Consider the following 18,649-nt stretch of genomic DNA (forward strand, 5'->3'; position numbering starts at 1 on the left):
CAAACACGAAGTGCGAGAAGACGAGCCGCATGCCCTCCCCCGCCTCCGCCAGCCCCTCGGCCTCCGACGTCGGCACCCAGTGGGCCGCCCACAACCCGGGCCTGGACACCAGCCCCATGGAGCTGGTCGGCCTGCTCAAGCACGCCACGGGTCTGCTCAACCGCGCCGTGGAACACCTCTACGCCGGCGCCGCCCTCACCGCGCCCGAGGTCGACATGCTGATCCCGCTCCGGCACGCGACCGAGCCGTTCATCGCCCGCAGCCTCGCCGAGCGGCTGGGCCTGTCCCGGGCCGGCGTCAGCAAGACCCTGGGCAAGCTGGAGAAACGCGGCTTCATCACCCGTACCCCCAACCCGGCCGACCGGCGCGCCGCCCTGGTCACCATCACCGAGGCCGGCGCGGCGGCGGTCGACGGGCTCTTTCCCCGGCAGCTCTCCGTCGAGGTGAGCCTGCTGGCCGGTCTGGGCGAGGACCGGGAGGGGGTGACCAGGGCGCTGCACCGGCTGGTGGAGGCCATGGAGTCGCGCGTGGGGCAGGGCTGATCGGGACTCCTCCTGTAGGAGGTGTTCCAATTAGAGTGGACGCTTCGGAGGCGGTCTGCGCTCAGGCCGCCGTGATCCCCGAGAGGCACACCAGAGATGACCGGGCCGCAGACGGCACGCAGGAAGCGGGCGAACGGGGTGGAGTCGCGCCGGCGCATCCTCGACGCCGCGGTGGAGATCGCCGGTGAGCGCGGCTACGACGGCACCTCGATCGCGGCCGTCAGCGCCAAGTGCGGGCTGCCCGCCAGCTCGATCTACTGGCACTTCAAGGACAAGGACGACCTGATCGCCGCCGTCATCGAGCGCAGCTTCGAGACCTGGCTCGCGGCCGTCACCCTGCCGGGCGAGGAGGCCGGGACCCCACAGGAACGCGTCGCCCTGATGGCGGCGAACGTGGCCAGGTCCCTCGTCGCCGAGCCGGACTTCCTGCGTCTCGGACTGATGCTCGCGCTGGAGCGCCGGCCCGCCGAGCCCCGCGGCCGTGCGGTCTACCTCCAGGTCCGCGCAGTCGCCCAGCAGCGGGTCGCCGAGGTCGTCACCGACCTCTTCCCCACCCTGGCCGAGGACGACGTGCAGACCCTGACCACCTACGCGGTGGCCGGCGCCGACGGCCTGTTCGTGCACCGGGAGGTCAACGGCGACTCCGTCGACCTGGTGACCCTGTTCGAACTGCACGCCCGGCTCATCTACGACGCCGCCGCCCGGCTGGCTCCGCCCGCGGGGCGCTGACGACCGTCACGCCCCCGCCCCGCACGCGACCCACCGCCCGGTCAGGAGGCGGTGTCGCCGCGGGTGACGGTGACGACGATCTTGCCGACCTGCTCGTTGGCCGCCATGTAGCGGTGCGCCTCGACGATGTCCGTGAGGTCGAAGGTGCGGTCGACGACCGGTGCGAAGGCGCCGGAGGCGAGCCCCGCGTTGACGAAGGCGACCGCGCGGCGCAGGCGCTCGGGGTCCGTGGTGATCTCGAAGAGGGTGTACGTGCTGCTGTTCAGCGCCGGGAAGGACTGGGCGTTGGGCAGCGGGGTGGGGCGCGGGTCGAGGGCGCCGTAGACCACCAGGAAGCCGCCCGGGGCGATGCCCTGCGCGAGGGTCTCCACGCCGGGCCCCGCGACCGGGTCGAAGGCCAGGCGGACGCCCTCGCCGCCGGTGATCTCCTTGAGGCGGGCGGGCAGGTCCTCCTCGTCGGTGACGATCACCTCGGCGGCGCCCGTGTCCAGGAGGCGCTGCTTCTTGCCGGCGCCGCGCGTGGTGGCGATCGGGATCGCGCCGATGTGGCGGGCGATCTGGATGGCGGCGAGCCCGACGCTGCTGGAGGCGGCCGTGATCAGGACATGGTCATCGGGCCGCACCCGGCCGCTCTCGACGAGCGGGCCGTACGCGGTGACATAGGCCATCCACACGGCCGCCGCCAGGACCGGGTCGACCTCCGCGGGGCGGGGCACGACCGCCGAGGCGGGGACGATGACCTGGTCGCCGTAGGTGCCGTAGTCGGTCTGCAGGAACTGCGGTACGACCGCGACCGGGTCGCCCTCGGCGAGGCCCGTCACGCCCTGGCCGACGGCCTCGACGACGCCGGCGGCCTCGTAGCCGAGCAGGGAGGGGAAGACCGGCTCGTAGAAGTAGCCGCCCTCGCGGTACATGATCTCGGCGCGGTTCAGACCGATGGCGTCGACGCGGATCCGGGCCTCGCCCGCGCCGGGCGGGCCGACCTCGACGTCGCGGAGGGTCAGGACCTCGGGGCCGCCGGTCCGGTCGAACTGTACAACTCGTGCCATGGTGCATCCGTCCTGAAGGCAGGAATCCGGGGGGATCCAGGGGAAACACACCGAATCGCCTCGGTGGTGGCACCCACCCTGCCCCAAACTTCGACGGGCGTCAAACTTCGAGCATCATCGAAATAGATGTCCGCCCTCCGGCTCAGACCGCGCTCGCCTCTTCCTCCGCGGCCGAGGCGGCCAGCACGGCCGGCAGCAGGCCGGGAAACCGCTGCTCCAGCTCGTCGGCGCGGAGGGTGTTCATCTTGGTCGTCCCGACGTAGTACTGCCGGATCACGCCGGCCTCGCGCAACACGTTGAAGTGGTGCGTCAGGGTGGAGTTCGACACCGGCGCGTCGAACGTCCCGCAGCTCATGTCCTCCCCGGCACGGGCGAGCTGCGCCGTCACCCGCCGCCGTACCGGATCCACCAGCGCCTCCAGTACCTGCTGGACCGAGACCTCCGACAGCTCGGGGTGCTCCACGGTGCGGGTGCTGGTGCGGGGGCGGGCCACGGCGACTCCTCGGGGCGGCTCATGGACGGTCACGTCATAGTACGACCGCCATCGAAACCACCGCCCACCCCAAGATCATTCCCCGCGGCGCGGTTCCGGTCAGCCGAGCCGGAAGTCCGTCATGCCGAAGCGGTGGCCGTTGACCTGGAGCTGCAGGGCGTGCGCCCCCGGGTAGTAGACGCGCGTGGTGACCGGGCGGAAGGAATGGCTGCGCGTCACGTCGGCGGAGGCGCCGGGGGCCAGTTCGCGCTTGGCTAGCTTGAACACCTTGGGCGCCAGTCTCCCGTTCGCCTTGAGGTGGTGGACGACGTAGTCGACGGCCAGGGAGACCGGCCGGTCCGAGACGTTCGTGATGCGCCCGGTGAAGACGAGGTCGCCGCCCATCGGGACGTCGGTCTCCGTCAGCAGCGGCCCCACCACCTCCAGGTCCTCCCGGCCGCCATGGAATCCGACCAGCTCCAGGGCGGCCGGCTCGCCCTGCTTGACGAGGGTGCGCATCGCGTGACGCACCAGGGCCGGGGTGGTCGGCTCCGGGTTCCGCAGCCAGCGCGCGGCGGTTCCGGCGGCCAGTGCGGCATCGAGGCGGGAGAGGTCGTTGAGGTGGTTCGCCACCGATCGGCGCACGTCCTGCGAGAGGTCGGTGTGCAGCATGTCCAGCACCGGAATCGTGGCTCCGGGGTTGCGGTTGAGCTCGGGGACCTGCCGCGCCCAGGGGAGTTTGGGGCGGCTGCCCTCGCTCGCCAGCCGCCGGACGGCCGGGTCCGGGGACTCGGTCCAGGCGAGCGCCGTCGCCAGGGTGCGGTCCAGATCCGCGTTGAGGAAGGTGCGGAGCGCGAACTCGCCGGTGAGGCGGGGCGTCAGCCGGGCGAGCAGGTCCAGACCGTCGTCGAAGTGCCGGCGGACGCCGGACGTGGTGGCGCCGGTGGCGACGGCTTCGGTGACCGGCCAGATCATCCAGCCCGCCAGATCGGCGCGGGCCAGGGCCTGTCGTACCGACCGGGCCAGTAGCTCGTAGTCCTGGCCGCAGTCGGCGAGGAGGGCGTCGCCGACCGTCCGCGCCCGCTCGCTGAGGCCCAGCGGGCCGAGGACGGCCACGCTGTCCGCGACGGTCTGCCAGCGTGACGCTCCGGGAGCGGCCTCCCGGAGGACGACGGCCAGACGGCGGATGCTGTCCGGGCTGATCAGCTCGTCGGCGGTGGGCACGGTTCCTCCAGGAGGCGCTGCTTCGGCGGGGGTCGGGCGGCCGGTCTTGTCGTACTCGCCGTCGATCCCGGCGGTGACGATGACGCCACCGTAGTGCGGTCGCACCTCGGCAGGTCGGGAGGGTGCGATGCCGGGCCGGTCGTGGTCGACGCGCGCACCGGCAGCGCGGTGCGCGGAACGCCGGACAACTCCGTTGCCCCGGTGGGCAGTCGGCACTAGGGTCGGCCGGGTGACTGCCGGGTCGGCCATGGGCCACGCACGAGTGAGGTTCCCGGCCTCGGCGTGAGCACGAGGCGGGCCAGGGGTCCGCCGTTCCCTCCGCGTCCTCGCCCCGGCGCCCGCAAGCGGCGCCCTCTTCCCGCGCATCCCGAGACCGGAGACACCTTTGCCCACTGCTCAGTCACACCTGCCCGCATCCGAGCGGCCGTCGGCCGCCGTCCGGCTCGACCACACCAACATCTACGCCACCGACCGGCACCGGTCGGCCGAGTTCCTCGCCGCCGTCCTGGGCCTGCGGGTCGGCACCCCGTTCGGGCCCTTCCTCCCCGTCGACCTCGGCAACGGCGTCACGCTCGACTACTACGAGAAGCAGGACGAGCCGATCCAGTCCCAGCACTACGCCTTCCTTGTCCCGGAGGAGGGGTTCGACGGGATGATCGCCCGGCTGGAGGCGGCCGGCGTCACCTACTACGCGGACCCCCATCACACCGAACCCGGCCGCACCAACGGCCTGTTCGGCGGTCGCGGCGCCTACTTCGAGGACCCCGACGGCCACAACATGGAGATCATGACCCGGCCCTACGTCCGCCCCTAGCGGTTCCCCGGGCCCGCGTCCTCGTCCTCGTACGACGGCGCGGGCCTCAGTCCCCGCACAAGCGCGCGTCAGAGGTTGATCATGTGTCCGGCGAGTCCGTGCAGGGCGTCCTGGACCGCCTCGCTCAGCGTCGGATGGGCGTGGACGTTCCTGGCGAGTTCGTACGCCGTGAGATCCCACTGCTGCGCCAGCGTCAGCTCGGGGAGCAGTTCGGTCACGTCCGGTCCGATCATGTGGCCGCCGATGAGTTCGCCGTGCCGCGCGTCGCTGAGGAGTTTCACGAACCCGACGGTGTCGCCGAGGCCGTGCGCCTTGGCGTTGGCCGTGAAGGGGAACTTCGCCACGCGGACGTCGAAGCCCTGGGCGCGCGCCTCGGCCTCGGTCCAGCCGAAGCTGGCGATCTGCGGCTGGCAGAACGTGGCGCGCGGGATCATCCGGTAGTCGAGTTCCATGGTCTCCGCGCCCGCGATGGACTCGGCGGCGACGATGCCCATCGCCTCGGCGGTGTGCGCGAGCATCAGCTTCGCCGTGACATCGCCGATGGCATAGATGTGCGGCTGGCTGGTGCGGCAGTGCCCGTCGACGTCGATCGCACCGCGTTCGGTGAGCCGGACCCCGGTGCTGCTGAGCCCGTAACCGGCGGTGCGCGGCTGGAAGCCGGTGGCCTGCAGGACCTTCTCCGCCTCCAGGACCTGCTCGGTGTCGCCCTGCCGTACGGTCACGCGGACGTTGTCCGGGGTCTCCTCGATGGACTGCACGGCGGTGGAGGTCAGGATCTTGATGCCCTGCCGTTTGAAGCGCCGGGTGAGTTCGGCCGAGACCTCCTCGTCCTCCAGTGGTGCGATCCGGTCCAGGAACTCCACCAGGGTGACGTCGACACCGTAGGACCGCAGCAGATAGGCGAACTCGACGCCGATCGCGCCCGCGCCCGCGATGACCAGGCTCGCCGGGAGGCTGTCGGAGAGGATCTGCTCCTCGTAGGTGACCACACGCCGGCCGAGTGCCGTCCCGGGCAGCAGCTTCACCGTGGAGCCGGTCGCGATGATGCAGGAGCGGAAGGAGAGCGTCGTCTCGCCGTCCCGCATGCGCACCTGCAGGGTGTTCGGGTCGAGGAAGGTGCCCAGCCCCTCGAACTGCTCGATCTTGTTCTTGCGCATGAGATAGCCGACGCCCTTGACGCGTCCGTCGGCCACCACCCGGCTGCGCTCGTAGGCGGCGCGGTAGTCCAGGCTCACCTCTCCGCTGATCTTCACGCCGAACTTCTCCGCGTCGTGCAGGATCAGCTGGGCCACCTCGGCGTTGCGCAGCAGTGCCTTCGCCGGGATGCAGCCGATGTTCAGGCAGACACCGCCCCAGAAACGGCCCTCCACGATCGCGGTGCGCAGGCCCAGCTGGGCGGCGCGGACCGCGGCCACATAGCCGCCCGGCCCGGCGCCCAGGACGGCGACGTCGAAATCGGTGTGCATGTCTCCACCTCACCGTGGTGTCGGGTCGATCTGCTCACTCCACCGTCGCACGATCAGGCGATCAGGCGGTCGGGTAGAGGAGATCCAGCGGCCCGGACAGCGCGGCACGCACCCGGCGGGCCGTCTCGTCGACGAGCACCTCCGGCTCGTCGTGCTCGATCGCGTCCATGGTCCGCGCGGCCACCTCGGCGGGATCCGTCTTCGGCTCGTCGACCCGCACGGTGGCGTCGGTCTCCACCCAGCCGACGTGCACGCCGACGACCAGCGTGCCCTGCTCCCGCAGGGCGACCCGCAGCGCGTTGGTCAGCGACCACTGCGCCGACTTGGACGCGGCGTAGCTGGGGAACCGCTCGGTGGAGCGCCACGACGCCACGGACAGCATGTTCACCAGGGCGCCGCCGCCGTGGCCGGCGAGTACCGGCGCGAAGGCCCGCGAGACGGCCCAGGTGCCCAGGTAGTTGACCTCCAGCTCACGCCGGGCGCCGTCCAGCGGCCCCTCCAGGAGGCCGGGCCCGGCCTGGATGCCCGCGTTGTTGATCACGATGGTCGCGTCGGACGCCGTCCGGGCGGCGGCCGCGATCTGGTCGTGGTCGGTGACGTCGAGGCGCAGCGGTTCCACTCCCGGCTCGGCGAAGTCCTCCGGCCGGCGGACGCCCGCGTACACCTTGGCGGCGCCCCGGGCCAGCAGGGCGCGCGAGAACGCCAGCCCGATCCCCCGGTTCGCTCCGGTCACCAGCGCGACCGATCCCTCGATCTTCATGGTCGGACACCTCGTTCCACCGCTGCGAAGGAACCCGTCATGACCAGTGAAAGCGCGCCGAGCATCGATGTCCATGTGACCCCGGCGGGGCGCTACGGGAAGGCCGCCGTCAGCTGGGTCTCATACTGAGACTCGCTATCCTAGGGCTATGAAACGGATGTCGTTCGCCAAGTGGCCGTGCTCCATCGCACGGACCGTCGATCTGCTGGGTGACCACTGGACGCCGCTGGTGGTGCGGGAAGCGTTCTACGGGATCCGTCGCTTCGACGAGTTCCAGCATGAACTGGGCATCGCCCGCAACACGTTGACCGACCGGCTGCGCCGGCTGGTGGACGACCGGATCCTGGAGAAGCGGCTGTACGAGGCCGAGCCGCCGCGCTACGACTATGTCCTCACGGAGAAGGGGCGGGACCTGTTCGCGGTGCTCGCCGCGATGTCCGCGTGGGGCGACCGGTGGCTGGCCGGGGAGCAGGGCGTCCCGGTGGTCTTCCATCACGAGGCCTGCGACCACGACACCACGCCCGAGGTCGTCTGCGCCCAGTGCCGGACGCCGTTGCGGTCCGAGGAGACCTCGATGCGGATGGGGCCCGGCTACCCCGAGCGGCTCAAGCTGCGGCCGGACGTGCGGCGACGCTTCGGCACCGACTGAGCGGGGCACGGCCTCTTGACAGGGTGAGTCTCATATAGCAACTCTGGAGGTCAGATCCCTGACGGCAAGGAGGCCGGCAGCCTTGGAGTGGACGGGCGCGTGCTACGCGGACAGACCGACGGTCGAGGTACGGACCTGGATCGACGCCCCACCGGCCACGGTGTGGGCGCTGGTCAGCGACATCGAGCTGATGCCGGACATGAGCGAGGAACTCCGGTCCGTCGCCTGGCTGGACGGGGCCGCGGGGCCGGCGGTGGGGGCCAGGTTCGTCGGACGCAGCGAGCACGAGGCGTTCGGCACGTGGGAGACCACCTCCCAGGTGATCGAGTACGTGCCGGAGACGGTCCTCGCCTGGGCCGTGCAGGACCCCGCCGAGCCCTCCGCGGTCTGGCGGTTCCGGCTGCGGCCCCGGGACGGCGGGACCGAACTGGCGCAGTGGATGCAGCTGGGTCCGGGGCGCTCGGGGCTGTCGGTGGCGATCGACCGGATGCCGGAGAAGGAACAGAAGATCGTGTTCGTACGGCTGCGGGAGTTCGAACGGAGCATCACCGCCACTCTGGCGCAGATCAAGCAGCGGGCGGAGGCGTGATGCGGACGGCCACCACGATCGAGGCCTCGGGCGGCGAACACTGGTCCCAGCAGGCCGACTTCGTCGTCGAGGCGGAGAAGCTGGGCCTGGACGTCTGCTGGGTCGCCGAGGCCTGGGGCTCGGACGCGCCCTCGGCGCTCGGGTACTACGCGGCGCTCACCGACCGGATGCTGCTCGGCTCGGGCGTCATGCAACTGGGCACCCGGACCCCGACGGCCGTGGCCCAGACGGCCGTCACGCTCTCCAACCTGTCCGGCGGGCGGTTCCTGCTCGGTCTCGGCGCCTCCGGCCCGCAGGTGATCGAGGGGCTGCACGGTGTCTCCTTCGCCCGGCCGCTGCGGCGCATGCGCGAGACGGTGGAGATCGTGCGGCGGGTGGTCGAGGGTGGCCGACTCACTTACTCCGGCGAGGAGTTCACTCTGCCGCTGCCGGGCGGCGAGGCCGTCCCGATGCGGCTGTCGATGCGCGCCGAGCACGAGATCCCCGTCTACCTGGCCGCCCTCTCCCCCGCGATGCTCCGGCTGACCGGTGCGGTCGCCGACGGCTGGCTGGGCACCAGCTTCGTGCCCGAGGGCGCCGCCGACGCCTACTTCGCGCACCTCGACGAGGGCCTCGCCCGCAGCGGTCGTACCCGCGCGGACCTGGACGTCTGCCAGGGCGCCGAGGTCGCCTTCGCCGCCGACGAGGAGGCGCTCGGCGCGATGGTCGCCGGACGCAAGAAGGAACTGGCCTTCAGCCTCGGCGGGATGGGTTCGGCGTCCACCAACTTCTACAACAACGCCTACAGCCGCCAGGGCTGGGCCGAGGTCGCCGCCGAGGTACGCGATCGCTGGCAGTCCGGCGACCGGGACGGCGCCGCCGCCCTGGTCACCGACGACATGGTGCTCGGTACGACGCTGATCGGCACCGAGGCCATGGTGCGCGAGCGACTCGCCGTCTGGCACGACGCGGGCGTGGACACCGTCCGCCTCTACCCGGCCGGGGAGACACCGCGGGAGCGGCTGAACACGCTGGGCCGGGCGATCGAACTGGTCCACGAACTGGGCCGGGCCGAGGGCGCCTGAGGGTTCCTCGGTTTCCCGGCGCCCGGTGGCAGCGCCGGGATGGGATGGGCTGGGCAGCCGGAGGACGTGGCCGGCGTGGTGGCCTTCCTCGCCTCGGACGACGCGCGCCGGGTGACCGGGGCGGGTGATCGACGCGACGGGTGGTTGCGGGCTGTGACCCTGAGGTCGCCGGTTTCATCGATCGTCGGCACCGCGCCGGGAGGGGCGCGTCAGGAGTCCGTCGCCGTGCCGCGCAGCCCGTCCAGCAGGGCGGTCAGGATGCGGGTCAGCCGTGGTTCGACGTCGATCACGGCGTGCGCCAACTCAGGGTGGCTTTCGTAGAGTTCGCGCAGGTGGGTGCCGGGTGCGGCCATCTGCCACAGCGCGCCGGCCATGCCGGTGGCCGTGGAGATCACGTCCACGGCCGCGCTCTCGTCGATCCCGAGCAACCCGCGCAACACGGTCGCGATCGCGGTGACCTCGCCGAGCGCGACGGTCTTGAACTCGTACGCGGAGTCGAGCGACACGTTGCGTTCCAGGTTCAGCGGCGCCTGGGCGAGCAGGTCGCAGAAGAACCGTCGGGCGACGAGCGACTCGGCGACGGCGGCCGCGATCTCCTCGTGGCCGGCGCCGGTCAGCTCGTCCAGCCGTGCGCGCAGCGCCGTCGACCACTCCCGCCAGCCCTCGCCGGTGAGCGTGAGGAAGATCTGCTCCCGGGTCTCGAAGTAGCACAGCACCGCGGACTTGTGCATGCCCACGGCGGCGGCGATGTCGGTGAGCGTGACCTCGCGCACGCTGCGCTCGGTGCCGAGCCTGCGGGCGGCATCGAGGATCTCCCGCTCGCGCTGCTGCTTGGCAGCCTCACCGCGGGCGCGCTGGGGGCGGGGCCGTCCGAGTCGATCCGTGTTCTTCCGTCACCGCCAACACCGATCGCCCCGCGCCGCGTTAGAGGTCACGCGGAGCGTCTGTCGCAGAACTCTCGCGGAATTGTCCGTGATCGGTAACGGACGGAGCCGACAGCCGCTGTCACCCGTCCTGACGGGTGCACGAGATCGACTGAACGAGAAGGATCGGGGCGGACATGGCGCGGCACGGCGGACGGGGATGGTACGGCCAGGTGGCCGCGGCGGCGCTCGGGGTCACGGGGGTGGCCGTGGCCGCCTCGCTGTGGACCGCGCAGGCCGGTCCCGTCGACACCCGGTCGGGAGCCGGGACTTCGGCGCACCGCACCGCCCCGAAGGCGGCCCCGGTGTCGGTGGAGATCGCGCACGCCTCGGATCAGGGCGCCCGGGGCGTGAACATCACCATCGACGACGGACCGGACCCGGTCTGGACGCCCCAGGTGCTCCAGGTCCTCAAGGAGTACGGCGTCAAGGCCACGTTCTGCATGATCGGCCCGCAGGCCGAGGCGCACCCGGACCTGGTCAAGGCGGTGGTGGCGGCCGGGCACCGGCTCTGCGACCACACGGTGTCGCACGACGTCACCATGGACAAGAAGTCCGAGGCCTACCAGTCCCAGCAGATCCTCGACGCGGAACGCATGATCACCAAGGCGTCCGGGGGCGTACGACCGCTCTACTACCGGGCTCCGGGCGGCGCCTTCACCCCGTACAGCCGCAAGCTCGCCGCCTCCCACGGCATGCGCCCGCTGGGCTGGAACGTCGACTCGAAGGACTTCGAACGCCCCGGCACGGAGGCCGTCGTCGCCACCGTCAAGGACGAGATGTCCAACGGCCCGACCGTCCTCTTCCACGACGCCGGCGGCGACCGCTCCGAGACCGTGGCCGCACTGCGCGAGGTGCTGCCGTGGCTGAAGGAGCAGGGTTACTCCTTCGGCTTCCCGGTGCGCTGAGCGCGGGGCACGCCTCCCGCCCGGGCGCCGCCCGCCCCCGGCAAATGTTGCGGACGGCCCGGCCGTGGCCGCATATGGGTGGTGTGCGCGGCGCGGCGGCGGGGCCGGCTGCCCTGGGCCCAGCTGGAGGTGTGCATGTCGGGGCGGGCAGCACGCTGGGTGACGTGGCTGCGCGACAGGGACCCGGACCTGGCGGCGACCCGGCGGGCGGCGCGTACGGCGCTGGTGATGCCCGCCCTGTTCGCCCTGTGCACCGAGGTGCTCCGCTCCCCGACGATGGCGGGCTATGCCGCGTTCGGGTCGTTCTCGATGCTGCTGCTGGTCGACTACTCCGGCCCGATGGTGGAACGGCTGCGAGCCCAGGCTGCTCTCGCGGTGGCCTGGCTGGTGCTGATCTGTGCCGGGACGCTGGCGGCCGGACAGCTGTGGCTCGCCGTGCTGAGCACGGTCCTGGTGGGTTTCGCGATCCTCTTCGCGGGCGTGGTCAGCTCGGTACTGGCGGGCAGCTCGACGGCGCTGCTGCTGGCCTTCGTGCTGCCCGTCAGCGCACCGGTGCCCCTTTCCCAGCTGCCCGAACGTCTCGCGGGCGCGGGCCTGGCGGCGGCGGTGGCGCTTCCCGCCGTCGCCCTGCTGTGGCCGCGTCCCGTCGCCGACCCGCTCAGCGCCCCGGCGGCGGCCGTCTGCCGTGCCGCCGCCGGGTATCTGCGCGCCCGGGCCTCCCTGCCGGGCCCGGACGGGCCGGTGTCCGACGCCGACCGGTGCCGGGCGGCGGCGGAGCGTACCGCCGACAGCCGCGCGGACCTGCGGGGCGTCTTCGACGCCACCCCCTATCGCCCCACCGGCCTGTCCGCGAGCTCCCGTGCCCTGGTCCGGCTGGTGGACGAGCTCACCTGGCTGTGCGCCGTCCTCGTCGACCGGTCCGACTACACGGACGAGCCCCCGGGCTGTGATCCGGCCGCGCACACCGTGCGCCGCGCCGCCGCCCGCGTCCTGGAGGCGGCCTGCGACCTGCTGACGGACCTGAACGGCGACCCCGGCCCGCTGCGGGCCAACGTCAAGGGGCTGCGGGCGGCGCTGGCCGGGATGGAGCACAGCTCCACCGTCCAGGTGCCCGCCGAGCACCCGGGCGGCACCAGCACGGCGGAGGTCTACGGGTTCATCGCCACGCTCGACGTCTCCTTCCGCGCCCAGGAGGTCGGCTTCGCCGTGCTGCAGATCGCCGCCAACGTCGACACGGCGGCCACCGCCTGGCAGCGCAGCTGGCCCGAGCGGCTCCTCGGCCGTGAGCCGGGCGCCCTCGCCGCGCCGCTGGCCGCCGCCCGGGAACGGGCCGCCACCCATCTCCGTCCCGACTCGGTGTGGCTGCACAACAGTCTGCGCGGCGCCGTCGGCCTGGGCATCGCCGTGTACCTGGCCGGGGTGACCGGCGTGGGGCACTCCTTCTGGGTCCTGCTGGGCACCCTGTCCGTGCTGCGCTCCAACGCGCTCAGCACCGGGCAGAACGCCGTCCGCGCGGTGCTGGGGACGGTGGCCGGCTCCGTGGTCGGTGCCGCACTGCTGCATCTGATCGGCCACCACGGCACCGCGCTCTGGTTCGTGCTCCCCGTGGCTGTCCTCGTCGCCGGCATCGCGCCCGCCGCCGTCTCCTTCGCCGCCGGGCAGGCCGCGTTCACCGTGACGCTCGTGGTGCTGTTCAACATCGGCCAGGACCCCAACTGGCACATCGCCCTGCTGCGCGTCCAGGACATCGCGCTGGGGTGCGCGGTCAGCATCCTCGTCGCCGTGTTCTTCTGGCCGCGCGGCGCCCGGGCCGCCGTCCACAAGGCGCTCGCCGACGCTTACCACGACAGCGCGGGTTACCTCGGCGGCGCCGTCGACTACGCCCTCGGCCACCACCGTCCCGTCGACCCCGATCCGCAGGGCCGCGAGGCGGCGGCCTCCGCCCGCCGTCTCGACGACGCGTTCCGCAGCTACCTGGCCGAACGCGGCGCCAAGCCGCTCTCACTGGCCTGTACGACCACCCTGGTCACCGGCGTCGTCGGGCTGCGCCTGGCCGGCGACGCGGTCGTCTCCCTGTGGCAGGGCGAGGACCTGGCCCGGGTCCAGGCGGTCCGGGCCGACGCCCACCGTGCCGTCCTCGGGGCGGCGGCCCAGGTCACGGGCTGGTACCACGAGTTCGCCGCCAGCCTCGGCGGCCGCTCGACCGTCCCCGACGTCGTCCCGCTGTGGCCCGAGGGCGCCGCGCGACTCGTCGACTCCGTGCGTACCGAACTCAGCGACGCTCAGGGCCGCGCCACCCCCGTCGCCGTCCGGGTCATCTGGACCGACGACCACGTCGACGCCGCCCGCCGCCTCCAACCAGGCCTCGCCGACGCCGCCCGAGCCCAGGCCCGCGCCCACCACAGCTGGACCCGCAAGGGCCGCACCCGCTGAGTGCAGGGGAGACACGAACAGTTGGCCGCGGGACCTGCGCGGAGGAGGACGCGACGACGATGAGGTGGAGTACCGATGGGTGCGTTCATGGAGACGTGCCGGGCGTTCGGCCTGATCGTGCCGGCCGGTAGAGCGCGACCTGCCCGGCCCACCCTCTCACCGGACTGCGGAACCGACCGGGATGGGGGCGGAGGTGATCGTCATCGGGGTGCCGGTGACGGCGATGAGACAGCTCCGCGGCCCGTGGCCGCCGGGCATCGCGCGGAAACCCCCCTCGGGCTCCACTCGGTAGTCGGCGGAGGCGTGCGGGGCCAGCACGGCCGGACCCGAGGCGATGGTCCACCAGTTGGAGGCGCCCTGGCCGGTTCGGCTCGCGAAGTGGGGTTCAAGCGCCGTGCCTGTGGTGTTGACGGCCCGGACGTCGATGGTGGTGACACCGACACGCGACCCATGCTTGGCGAAGTGCGCCGTGAGGCTCATGTGCAGGGGCGGCGGGCTCGCGGCGGCGATGACCACGCATGCGAGAGCGGGGACGAGCAACCCGGCCGCGACGACGGCCTTGGCGCGGCGGTTGGCGAAGCGAGGCAGGCGCGGCTGCCAGGCGGTGGCGAACGCGGCGGCCGGGACGGTGGCGGCGGCCGCCAGCCACAGCGGGGTCATCATCAGGAAGTAGCCGTCCTGGGAGCGGGTGGCGAGGTAGAACGCGAGCCACGGCAGGACGGTGAGAGCCGGGCCGAGCCGCCGGACGAACAGCAGCGTGGCCGCGAGCAGGCCGAGCAGGAGCAGCTGACTGCCGTACGAGTAGAAGTCGAGGCGGCTGCTGCCGTCGGTGAAGTAGTAGGAGATGCCCATCACGCCCTGGCCGTGCAGGATCGCCTTCTGGTCGAGTGGCAGCAGGATGCCGTGCAGCCAGCCGGGAAAGTCCTGGACGGCGAAGTACGCGTTGGCCGCGGCCCAGGTGAGAGCGGCGGTGGCCGTATAGCGGGCGGTGACCGCGAGGGCGCGCCGGGGGCCGAGTTCGCCTCGCCGGACGGCGTACAGGCCGATCAGGAGGAACGGGGCGAGGAACCAGGCGAGTTGCTGGGCGGCGCAGGCGGCACCCAGGCAGGCAGCCCGCAGGACGCCCCCTGGTCCGAGGTTGCCGCCCTCGCCCGTGCCGGGCCAGCGGACCACGACGGGGACGAGCAGGGCAAGGGCCGTGACGGCCGGATAGCCGGCGTAGGCATAGTGGGGCAGCAGACCGAAGCCGAGGCAGACGGCCGTACCGGCGGATCGCCAGGGCGCCGGCAGCAGGAACCACAGCAGGACCGAGGAGGCCAGCAGCGCGACGGTGGGGACCAGGGTCGCGGCTGCCGTCGAGTGGAGGACGGCGTGCACCGGTGCGGCCAGCAGGGCGGTCAGCGGGGGATAGCCGTACGTGTAGTCGGCGCCGCCGGACATGGTCTTGGTGACCCCGACGCCGTGCGTGTCGAACAACCAGGGCCACGCTTGGCCGTAGACCGGACGGCCGTGCAGGATCTGGTTCGCGGCCTGGGCGGTCAGCGCGGCTTCGTCCGTGCCCGCGTGGTCGAGCAGGTAGCCGCAGATCACCAGTGCGACGGCGGTGACCAGTACCGCCGCGTCGACCCTGATCAGTGCCCGGCGGCTCCGTACGAGGAGGGCGAGGACGGCGCAGACGAGGATCGAGGCGTAGCAGACGGAGATGACGGCGGCGACCGGCGGACGCGAGGCCATCGCGGTCGTCCAGGCGGCGCGCGTGCCGATGAAGAGGCTGATCGTGGCCATCAGGGTCATACCCCGGTGCCACTGTTGGGGTCCGGCGTCCGGGACGCCTCGGGCCAGCGTGCGGGTCGGGGGCGGCGCCGCCAGGTGCGGCGCGGCACGACGACGGGTCTCGACGCCCACTCCGCCAGGATGGGTGTCAGCCAAGGACTGCCTCCTCTGCCTCGCCCCCCGCAGGGCGGCAACCGCAGGTGTTGGACCGGCCGGTGCCGCCGCGCCGGAGGCTCGTCCGACCGCCCCGGCACGGAGTTCACGCTCTCGCCGTTCAGGGCAGGGGCGAATGGACGCCCCGTTTCGATCATCTCCAGTTCACCTGACGTCTACAAGGATGTAGTCGGTAAGCGGTTCGCGTGAAACCACCCACCGGTAAGACACCCGTCTCTTACCGCCGGCGCGCGGGCGTGAGCGGTCCGGCTCCGTGCGGGCGCAGTCGGTGCTAGTAGGCGAAGATCACGACCTGCACCCGGTCCCGGAGCTGGAGCGGACTGCACGTGCCCCTGCCGGTCACGACGACCGGGTACGCGATCGCCCTGGCCGGGTGCTTCGCCGCCTGGTGCGCCACCGAGCGGACGGTGTCGATCCACACCGTCCGCTCGGTCGCGAGGTCTTCTACTGGCTCACCGTGCTGCTCACCTTCGCCCTGGGCACCGCGGCGATCCTCGTGCCGTGGCTACTGCTCCGCTGCGCCGGGCTGAACGCCATCGCCGCGTTCTGGGCCTCGTACGTCCTCACCCGCCCCCTCGGCGCCTCACTCGCCGGCTGGCTCGGCATGGGCAAGCCGCTCGGTGTCGGCGTCGGCTTCGGCGCCACGGCGGTCCTCGCCGCGCCCTGATCCGGCTCAGTGCGCGGCGCGGTAGCGGTGCTCGGGGCGTCCGGTGGCTCCGTAGCGCAGTTCGAGCCGGACCATGCCCTCCTTGACCAGGTAGGAGAGATAGCGCTGGGCCGTGGCACGGGAGACCCCGGTGCGTTCGGCGGCCTCCGCGGCCGACAGGGCGTCGTGCGTGGTGCGCAGGGTCTGGTGCAGCAGGGCGAGAGTCGGCGCGGAGTGGCCCTTGGCGGGGACGCGGGGCACGGCCGGCGGACGGGCGGCGCTGAACAGTGCGTCCACGTCGGCCTGGTCGGTCTCCGGGACGGTACCGAGAGCGTCCATGCGGTGCTGGAGCTCGCGGTAGGCGGTGAGCCGTTCGGCGAGGTCGGGCGCACCGAAGGGTTTGACCAGGTAGCCGACGGCGCCGAGTTTCATCGCGGTCCGCACCGAGGTGATGTCCCGGTCGGCGGTGATCATGATGGCGTCGGGGCGGTCGCCGCCTTCGTCCCCGCTCAGCCGGCGCAGCACGTCGAGTCCGCTGCCGTCGGGCAGGAAGATGTCGAGCAGCAGCAGGTCAGGGTGGAGGGTGCGCACCGCGTCCAGCGCCGCGTCCACGGTCGCGGCCTGGCCGACCACCTCGAAGCCCCTGACGCGGGAGGCGTAGTCGCAGTGAATGCGGCTGACCCGGAAGTCGTCGTCCACCACCAGGGTCCGGATCACCAGCGGTCACCTCCCGCGGTGCCGACCGGCGCGCCGACCGGCACCGGCGGAACCGCTGTGAACAGGGCGCCCTGCGGGGCCGGGGCGGTGTCGGGCAGGGGCAGCGTCACGGTGAAGACCGCGCCCGGCCCCTCGCTGACGGTGATCGTGCCGCCGTGCCGCTGCACGAGCCGGTGGACGAGGGCGAGTCCGAGGCCGCGCCTGGCGGTGCCCCGGTCCGGACGGGTCGACCAGCCGTCCTCGAAGATCGACTCGGTGGCGCCCGGCGGAATGCCCGGCCCGGTGTCGGCCACCTCCACCCGCACGACGTCGACGGCCTCGATCAGCGACAGCCGCACCTCGCAGCCGCCCGGCCGCGCCGACGCTGTCGTCGACGCGTCGATCGCGTTGTCCAGCAGGTTGCCGACGATGGTCAGCAGCCGGCGCAGATGCGGCGGGTCCTCGCCCAGGGCGGAGTCGTCGCTGAGGACGATCCGCACCCCGCGTTCCGCGGCCACCGTGGTCTTGGCGACGATCAGTCCCACGAGCAGCGGGTTGCCGATCCGTTCCCGTACGGACTCGGTCAGCGCCTGCTCGGCGCCGGCCGTCTCGACGGCGAACTCGTAGGCGGCGTCGTGGTCGCCGATGTCCAGCAGACCGGCCACCGTGTGCATCCGGTTGGTGAACTCGTGCTGCTGGGCGCGCAGCGCGTCGGTGAGCCCGCGCACCGAGTCCAGTTCGCGCAGCAGCCCGATGAGCTCGGTGCGGTCGCGCACGGTGACCACGGCGCCCAGTTCACGGCCGTGCAGGGCCACCGGCATCCGGTTGACGACCAGGCAGTGGTCGTCGGTGAGCACACTGATGTCACTCCCGGTCAGGGTGCCGTCCAGGGCGCGGCGCAGCCGCCCGTCCGGCAGGACCTCGGCCAGCGTTCTGCCGAGCGCGGTGCCGAGGCCGAGCAGGTCGCGAGCCTCGTCGTTGACCACCGTGATCCGGCCGTCGGGGTCGAAGGCGACGACTCCCTCACGGATACCGTGGAGCATCGCCTCCCGGTCCTGCAGCAAACCGGCGATCTCCTCCAGCTCCAGCCCGAACGTCGTCCGCTTGAGCCGTCTGGCCAGCAGGAGGGCGGCCGCCGAGCCGAGCGCGACGGCGCTGGCGCTGTACAGGCCGAAGGTCGGCAGCTCGCGCCACAACTCGCCCAGCACATAGTGCTCGGGAATGCCGGCGGACACCTCACCGACCAGCTTGCCGGTGGGCCCGTACAACGGAGCCTTGCCGTTGGCGGACCGCCCGGTCGCGCCCTGGTCGGTACCGACGTGGGGCCTGCCGTCCAGCACCACGATCGGATCGCCCGTCGGGTCGCCGACCAGGGCCGGGTCGGGATGGGAATGGCGGATGCCGCGGAGGTCGAGCACGACCACGTACGACGCCCCCGACGCCTTGCGGATCCGTTCGGCCACGGTCTGCACCACGTCGTCGCCGCCGCCCCCGTACTGCATGGCGTGCCGGATCTGCGGTTCGGCGGCCGTGGTCTGCGCGATGTCCAGCGCCCGCTGCTCGTAGGTGCGGTCGATCTCGCCCCGCTGTGCGAAGGCGAACAGCACGAAACCGATCAGCCCGGTCAGCGCCAGGATGGCCAGCTGGTTGGCCAGAATGCGCGCGGAGAGCCGCCCCTTCCCGCCACGTCCGACCGGGATACGGATGGGTTTCACCAGCGTCCCTCGCGTCTCTCGCC

The 18,649-nt window shown here is 72.4% G+C and carries 19 protein-coding genes; 9 read left to right on the plus strand and 10 right to left on the minus strand.

Going from position 1 to position 18,649, the window contains the following annotated elements:
- The first annotated feature begins 29 nt into the window (after positions 1 to 29).
- Complete coding sequence (locus tag ACFZDK_RS18905; protein WP_390973783.1) at positions 30 to 542, plus strand: MarR family transcriptional regulator; 513 nt, start codon at positions 30 to 32, stop codon at positions 540 to 542.
- Between the two features lie 96 nt (positions 543 to 638).
- On the plus strand, positions 639 to 1,271 hold the full coding sequence (locus tag ACFZDK_RS18910) for a TetR family transcriptional regulator (protein ID WP_390973784.1): 633 nt from the start codon (positions 639 to 641) through the stop codon (positions 1,269 to 1,271).
- Positions 1,272 to 1,312: 41 nt separating this feature from the next.
- Here ACFZDK_RS18910 and ACFZDK_RS18915 read toward each other — a convergent pair whose 3' ends face one another.
- From ACFZDK_RS18915 to ACFZDK_RS18925, 3 genes are all read right to left on the minus strand, one after another.
- Positions 1,313 to 2,320, minus strand: coding sequence for a zinc-binding dehydrogenase (locus ACFZDK_RS18915; RefSeq protein ID WP_390973786.1), 1,008 nt, complete (start codon positions 2,318 to 2,320; stop codon positions 1,313 to 1,315).
- Between the two features lie 142 nt (positions 2,321 to 2,462).
- On the minus strand, positions 2,463 to 2,813 hold the full coding sequence (locus tag ACFZDK_RS18920) for a helix-turn-helix domain-containing protein (RefSeq protein ID WP_390973787.1): 351 nt from the start codon (positions 2,811 to 2,813) through the stop codon (positions 2,463 to 2,465).
- 99 nt (positions 2,814 to 2,912) lie between these two features.
- On the minus strand, positions 2,913 to 4,121 hold the full coding sequence (locus ACFZDK_RS18925) for a DNA alkylation repair protein (protein WP_390973789.1): 1,209 nt from the start codon (positions 4,119 to 4,121) through the stop codon (positions 2,913 to 2,915).
- Positions 4,122 to 4,401: 280 nt separating this feature from the next.
- Here ACFZDK_RS18925 and ACFZDK_RS18930 point away from each other — a divergent pair, with 280 nt between their 5' ends.
- Complete coding sequence (locus tag ACFZDK_RS18930; RefSeq protein ID WP_390973790.1) at positions 4,402 to 4,830, plus strand: VOC family protein; 429 nt, start codon at positions 4,402 to 4,404, stop codon at positions 4,828 to 4,830.
- Between the two features lie 68 nt (positions 4,831 to 4,898).
- On the opposite strand, the gene lpdA is transcribed toward ACFZDK_RS18930, so the two are convergent.
- The gene (gene lpdA / locus ACFZDK_RS18935; RefSeq protein WP_390973792.1) at positions 4,899 to 6,296 is read right to left on the minus strand and encodes a dihydrolipoyl dehydrogenase; all 1,398 of its coding nucleotides are present in this window, start codon (positions 6,294 to 6,296) and stop codon (positions 4,899 to 4,901) included.
- 61 nt (positions 6,297 to 6,357) lie between these two features.
- Positions 6,358 to 7,056, minus strand: coding sequence for an SDR family oxidoreductase (locus ACFZDK_RS18940; RefSeq protein WP_390973794.1), 699 nt, complete (start codon positions 7,054 to 7,056; stop codon positions 6,358 to 6,360).
- A gap of 148 nt (positions 7,057 to 7,204) precedes the next feature.
- On the opposite strand from ACFZDK_RS18940, the gene ACFZDK_RS18945 reads away from it, so the two are divergent.
- The 3 genes from ACFZDK_RS18945 to ACFZDK_RS18955 all read left to right on the plus strand — a co-directional run bounded on the left by ACFZDK_RS18945 (position 7,205) and on the right by ACFZDK_RS18955 (position 9,358).
- A complete protein-coding gene (locus ACFZDK_RS18945; RefSeq protein WP_390973796.1) occupies positions 7,205 to 7,705 on the plus strand; it encodes a winged helix-turn-helix transcriptional regulator in 501 nt (166 codons plus the stop codon).
- Positions 7,706 to 7,787: 82 nt separating this feature from the next.
- Positions 7,788 to 8,294, plus strand: coding sequence for an SRPBCC family protein (locus ACFZDK_RS18950; protein ID WP_390973798.1), 507 nt, complete (start codon positions 7,788 to 7,790; stop codon positions 8,292 to 8,294).
- Positions 8,294 to 9,358 carry an LLM class flavin-dependent oxidoreductase gene (locus tag ACFZDK_RS18955; RefSeq protein WP_390973800.1) on the plus strand — a complete coding sequence of 355 codons (1,065 nt, stop codon included), beginning with the start codon at positions 8,294 to 8,296 and terminating at the stop codon, positions 9,356 to 9,358. Before ACFZDK_RS18950 ends, ACFZDK_RS18955 begins: the two co-directional genes overlap by 1 nt.
- A gap of 209 nt (positions 9,359 to 9,567) precedes the next feature.
- On the opposite strand, the gene ACFZDK_RS18960 is transcribed toward ACFZDK_RS18955, so the two are convergent.
- Positions 9,568 to 10,170 carry a TetR family transcriptional regulator gene (locus ACFZDK_RS18960; RefSeq protein ID WP_390974239.1) on the minus strand — a complete coding sequence of 201 codons (603 nt, stop codon included), beginning with the start codon at positions 10,168 to 10,170 and terminating at the stop codon, positions 9,568 to 9,570.
- 248 nt (positions 10,171 to 10,418) lie between these two features.
- Here ACFZDK_RS18960 and ACFZDK_RS18965 point away from each other — a divergent pair, with 248 nt between their 5' ends.
- A complete protein-coding gene (locus tag ACFZDK_RS18965) occupies positions 10,419 to 11,189 on the plus strand; it encodes a polysaccharide deacetylase family protein (protein ID WP_390973802.1) in 771 nt (256 codons plus the stop codon).
- Positions 11,190 to 11,324: 135 nt separating this feature from the next.
- The gene (locus ACFZDK_RS18970; protein WP_390973804.1) at positions 11,325 to 13,622 is read left to right on the plus strand and encodes an FUSC family protein; all 2,298 of its coding nucleotides are present in this window, start codon (positions 11,325 to 11,327) and stop codon (positions 13,620 to 13,622) included.
- Between the two features lie 156 nt (positions 13,623 to 13,778).
- Here ACFZDK_RS18970 and ACFZDK_RS18975 read toward each other — a convergent pair whose 3' ends face one another.
- Entirely contained in the window at positions 13,779 to 15,416 is a 1,638-nt protein-coding gene (locus tag ACFZDK_RS18975) for a hypothetical protein (protein ID WP_390974241.1), read from the minus strand.
- 424 nt (positions 15,417 to 15,840) lie between these two features.
- Positions 15,841 to 15,966 (minus strand): hypothetical protein, encoded by a 126-nt coding sequence (locus tag ACFZDK_RS18980; RefSeq protein ID WP_390973806.1) that lies wholly within the window; start codon positions 15,964 to 15,966, stop codon positions 15,841 to 15,843.
- On the opposite strand from ACFZDK_RS18980, the gene ACFZDK_RS18985 reads away from it, so the two are divergent.
- On the plus strand, positions 15,958 to 16,236 hold the full coding sequence (locus ACFZDK_RS18985; protein WP_390973808.1) for a hypothetical protein: 279 nt from the start codon (positions 15,958 to 15,960) through the stop codon (positions 16,234 to 16,236). The genes ACFZDK_RS18980 and ACFZDK_RS18985 overlap by 9 nt on opposite strands.
- 6 nt (positions 16,237 to 16,242) lie before the next feature.
- On the opposite strand, the gene ACFZDK_RS18990 is transcribed toward ACFZDK_RS18985, so the two are convergent.
- Complete coding sequence (locus tag ACFZDK_RS18990) at positions 16,243 to 16,932, minus strand: response regulator (protein ID WP_351498275.1); 690 nt, start codon at positions 16,930 to 16,932, stop codon at positions 16,243 to 16,245.
- Positions 16,929 to 18,626, minus strand: a complete 1,698-nt coding sequence (locus ACFZDK_RS18995) for an ATP-binding protein (RefSeq protein ID WP_390973809.1) — start codon at positions 18,624 to 18,626, stop codon at positions 16,929 to 16,931. The genes ACFZDK_RS18990 and ACFZDK_RS18995 overlap by 4 nt, the downstream gene beginning before the upstream one ends.
- Between the last annotated feature and the right edge of the window lie 23 nt (positions 18,627 to 18,649).

The sequence above is a fragment of the Streptomyces sp. NPDC007901 genome, from assembly GCF_042959465.1.
In the GTDB taxonomy this organism is placed as follows: domain Bacteria; phylum Actinomycetota; class Actinomycetes; order Streptomycetales; family Streptomycetaceae; genus Streptomyces.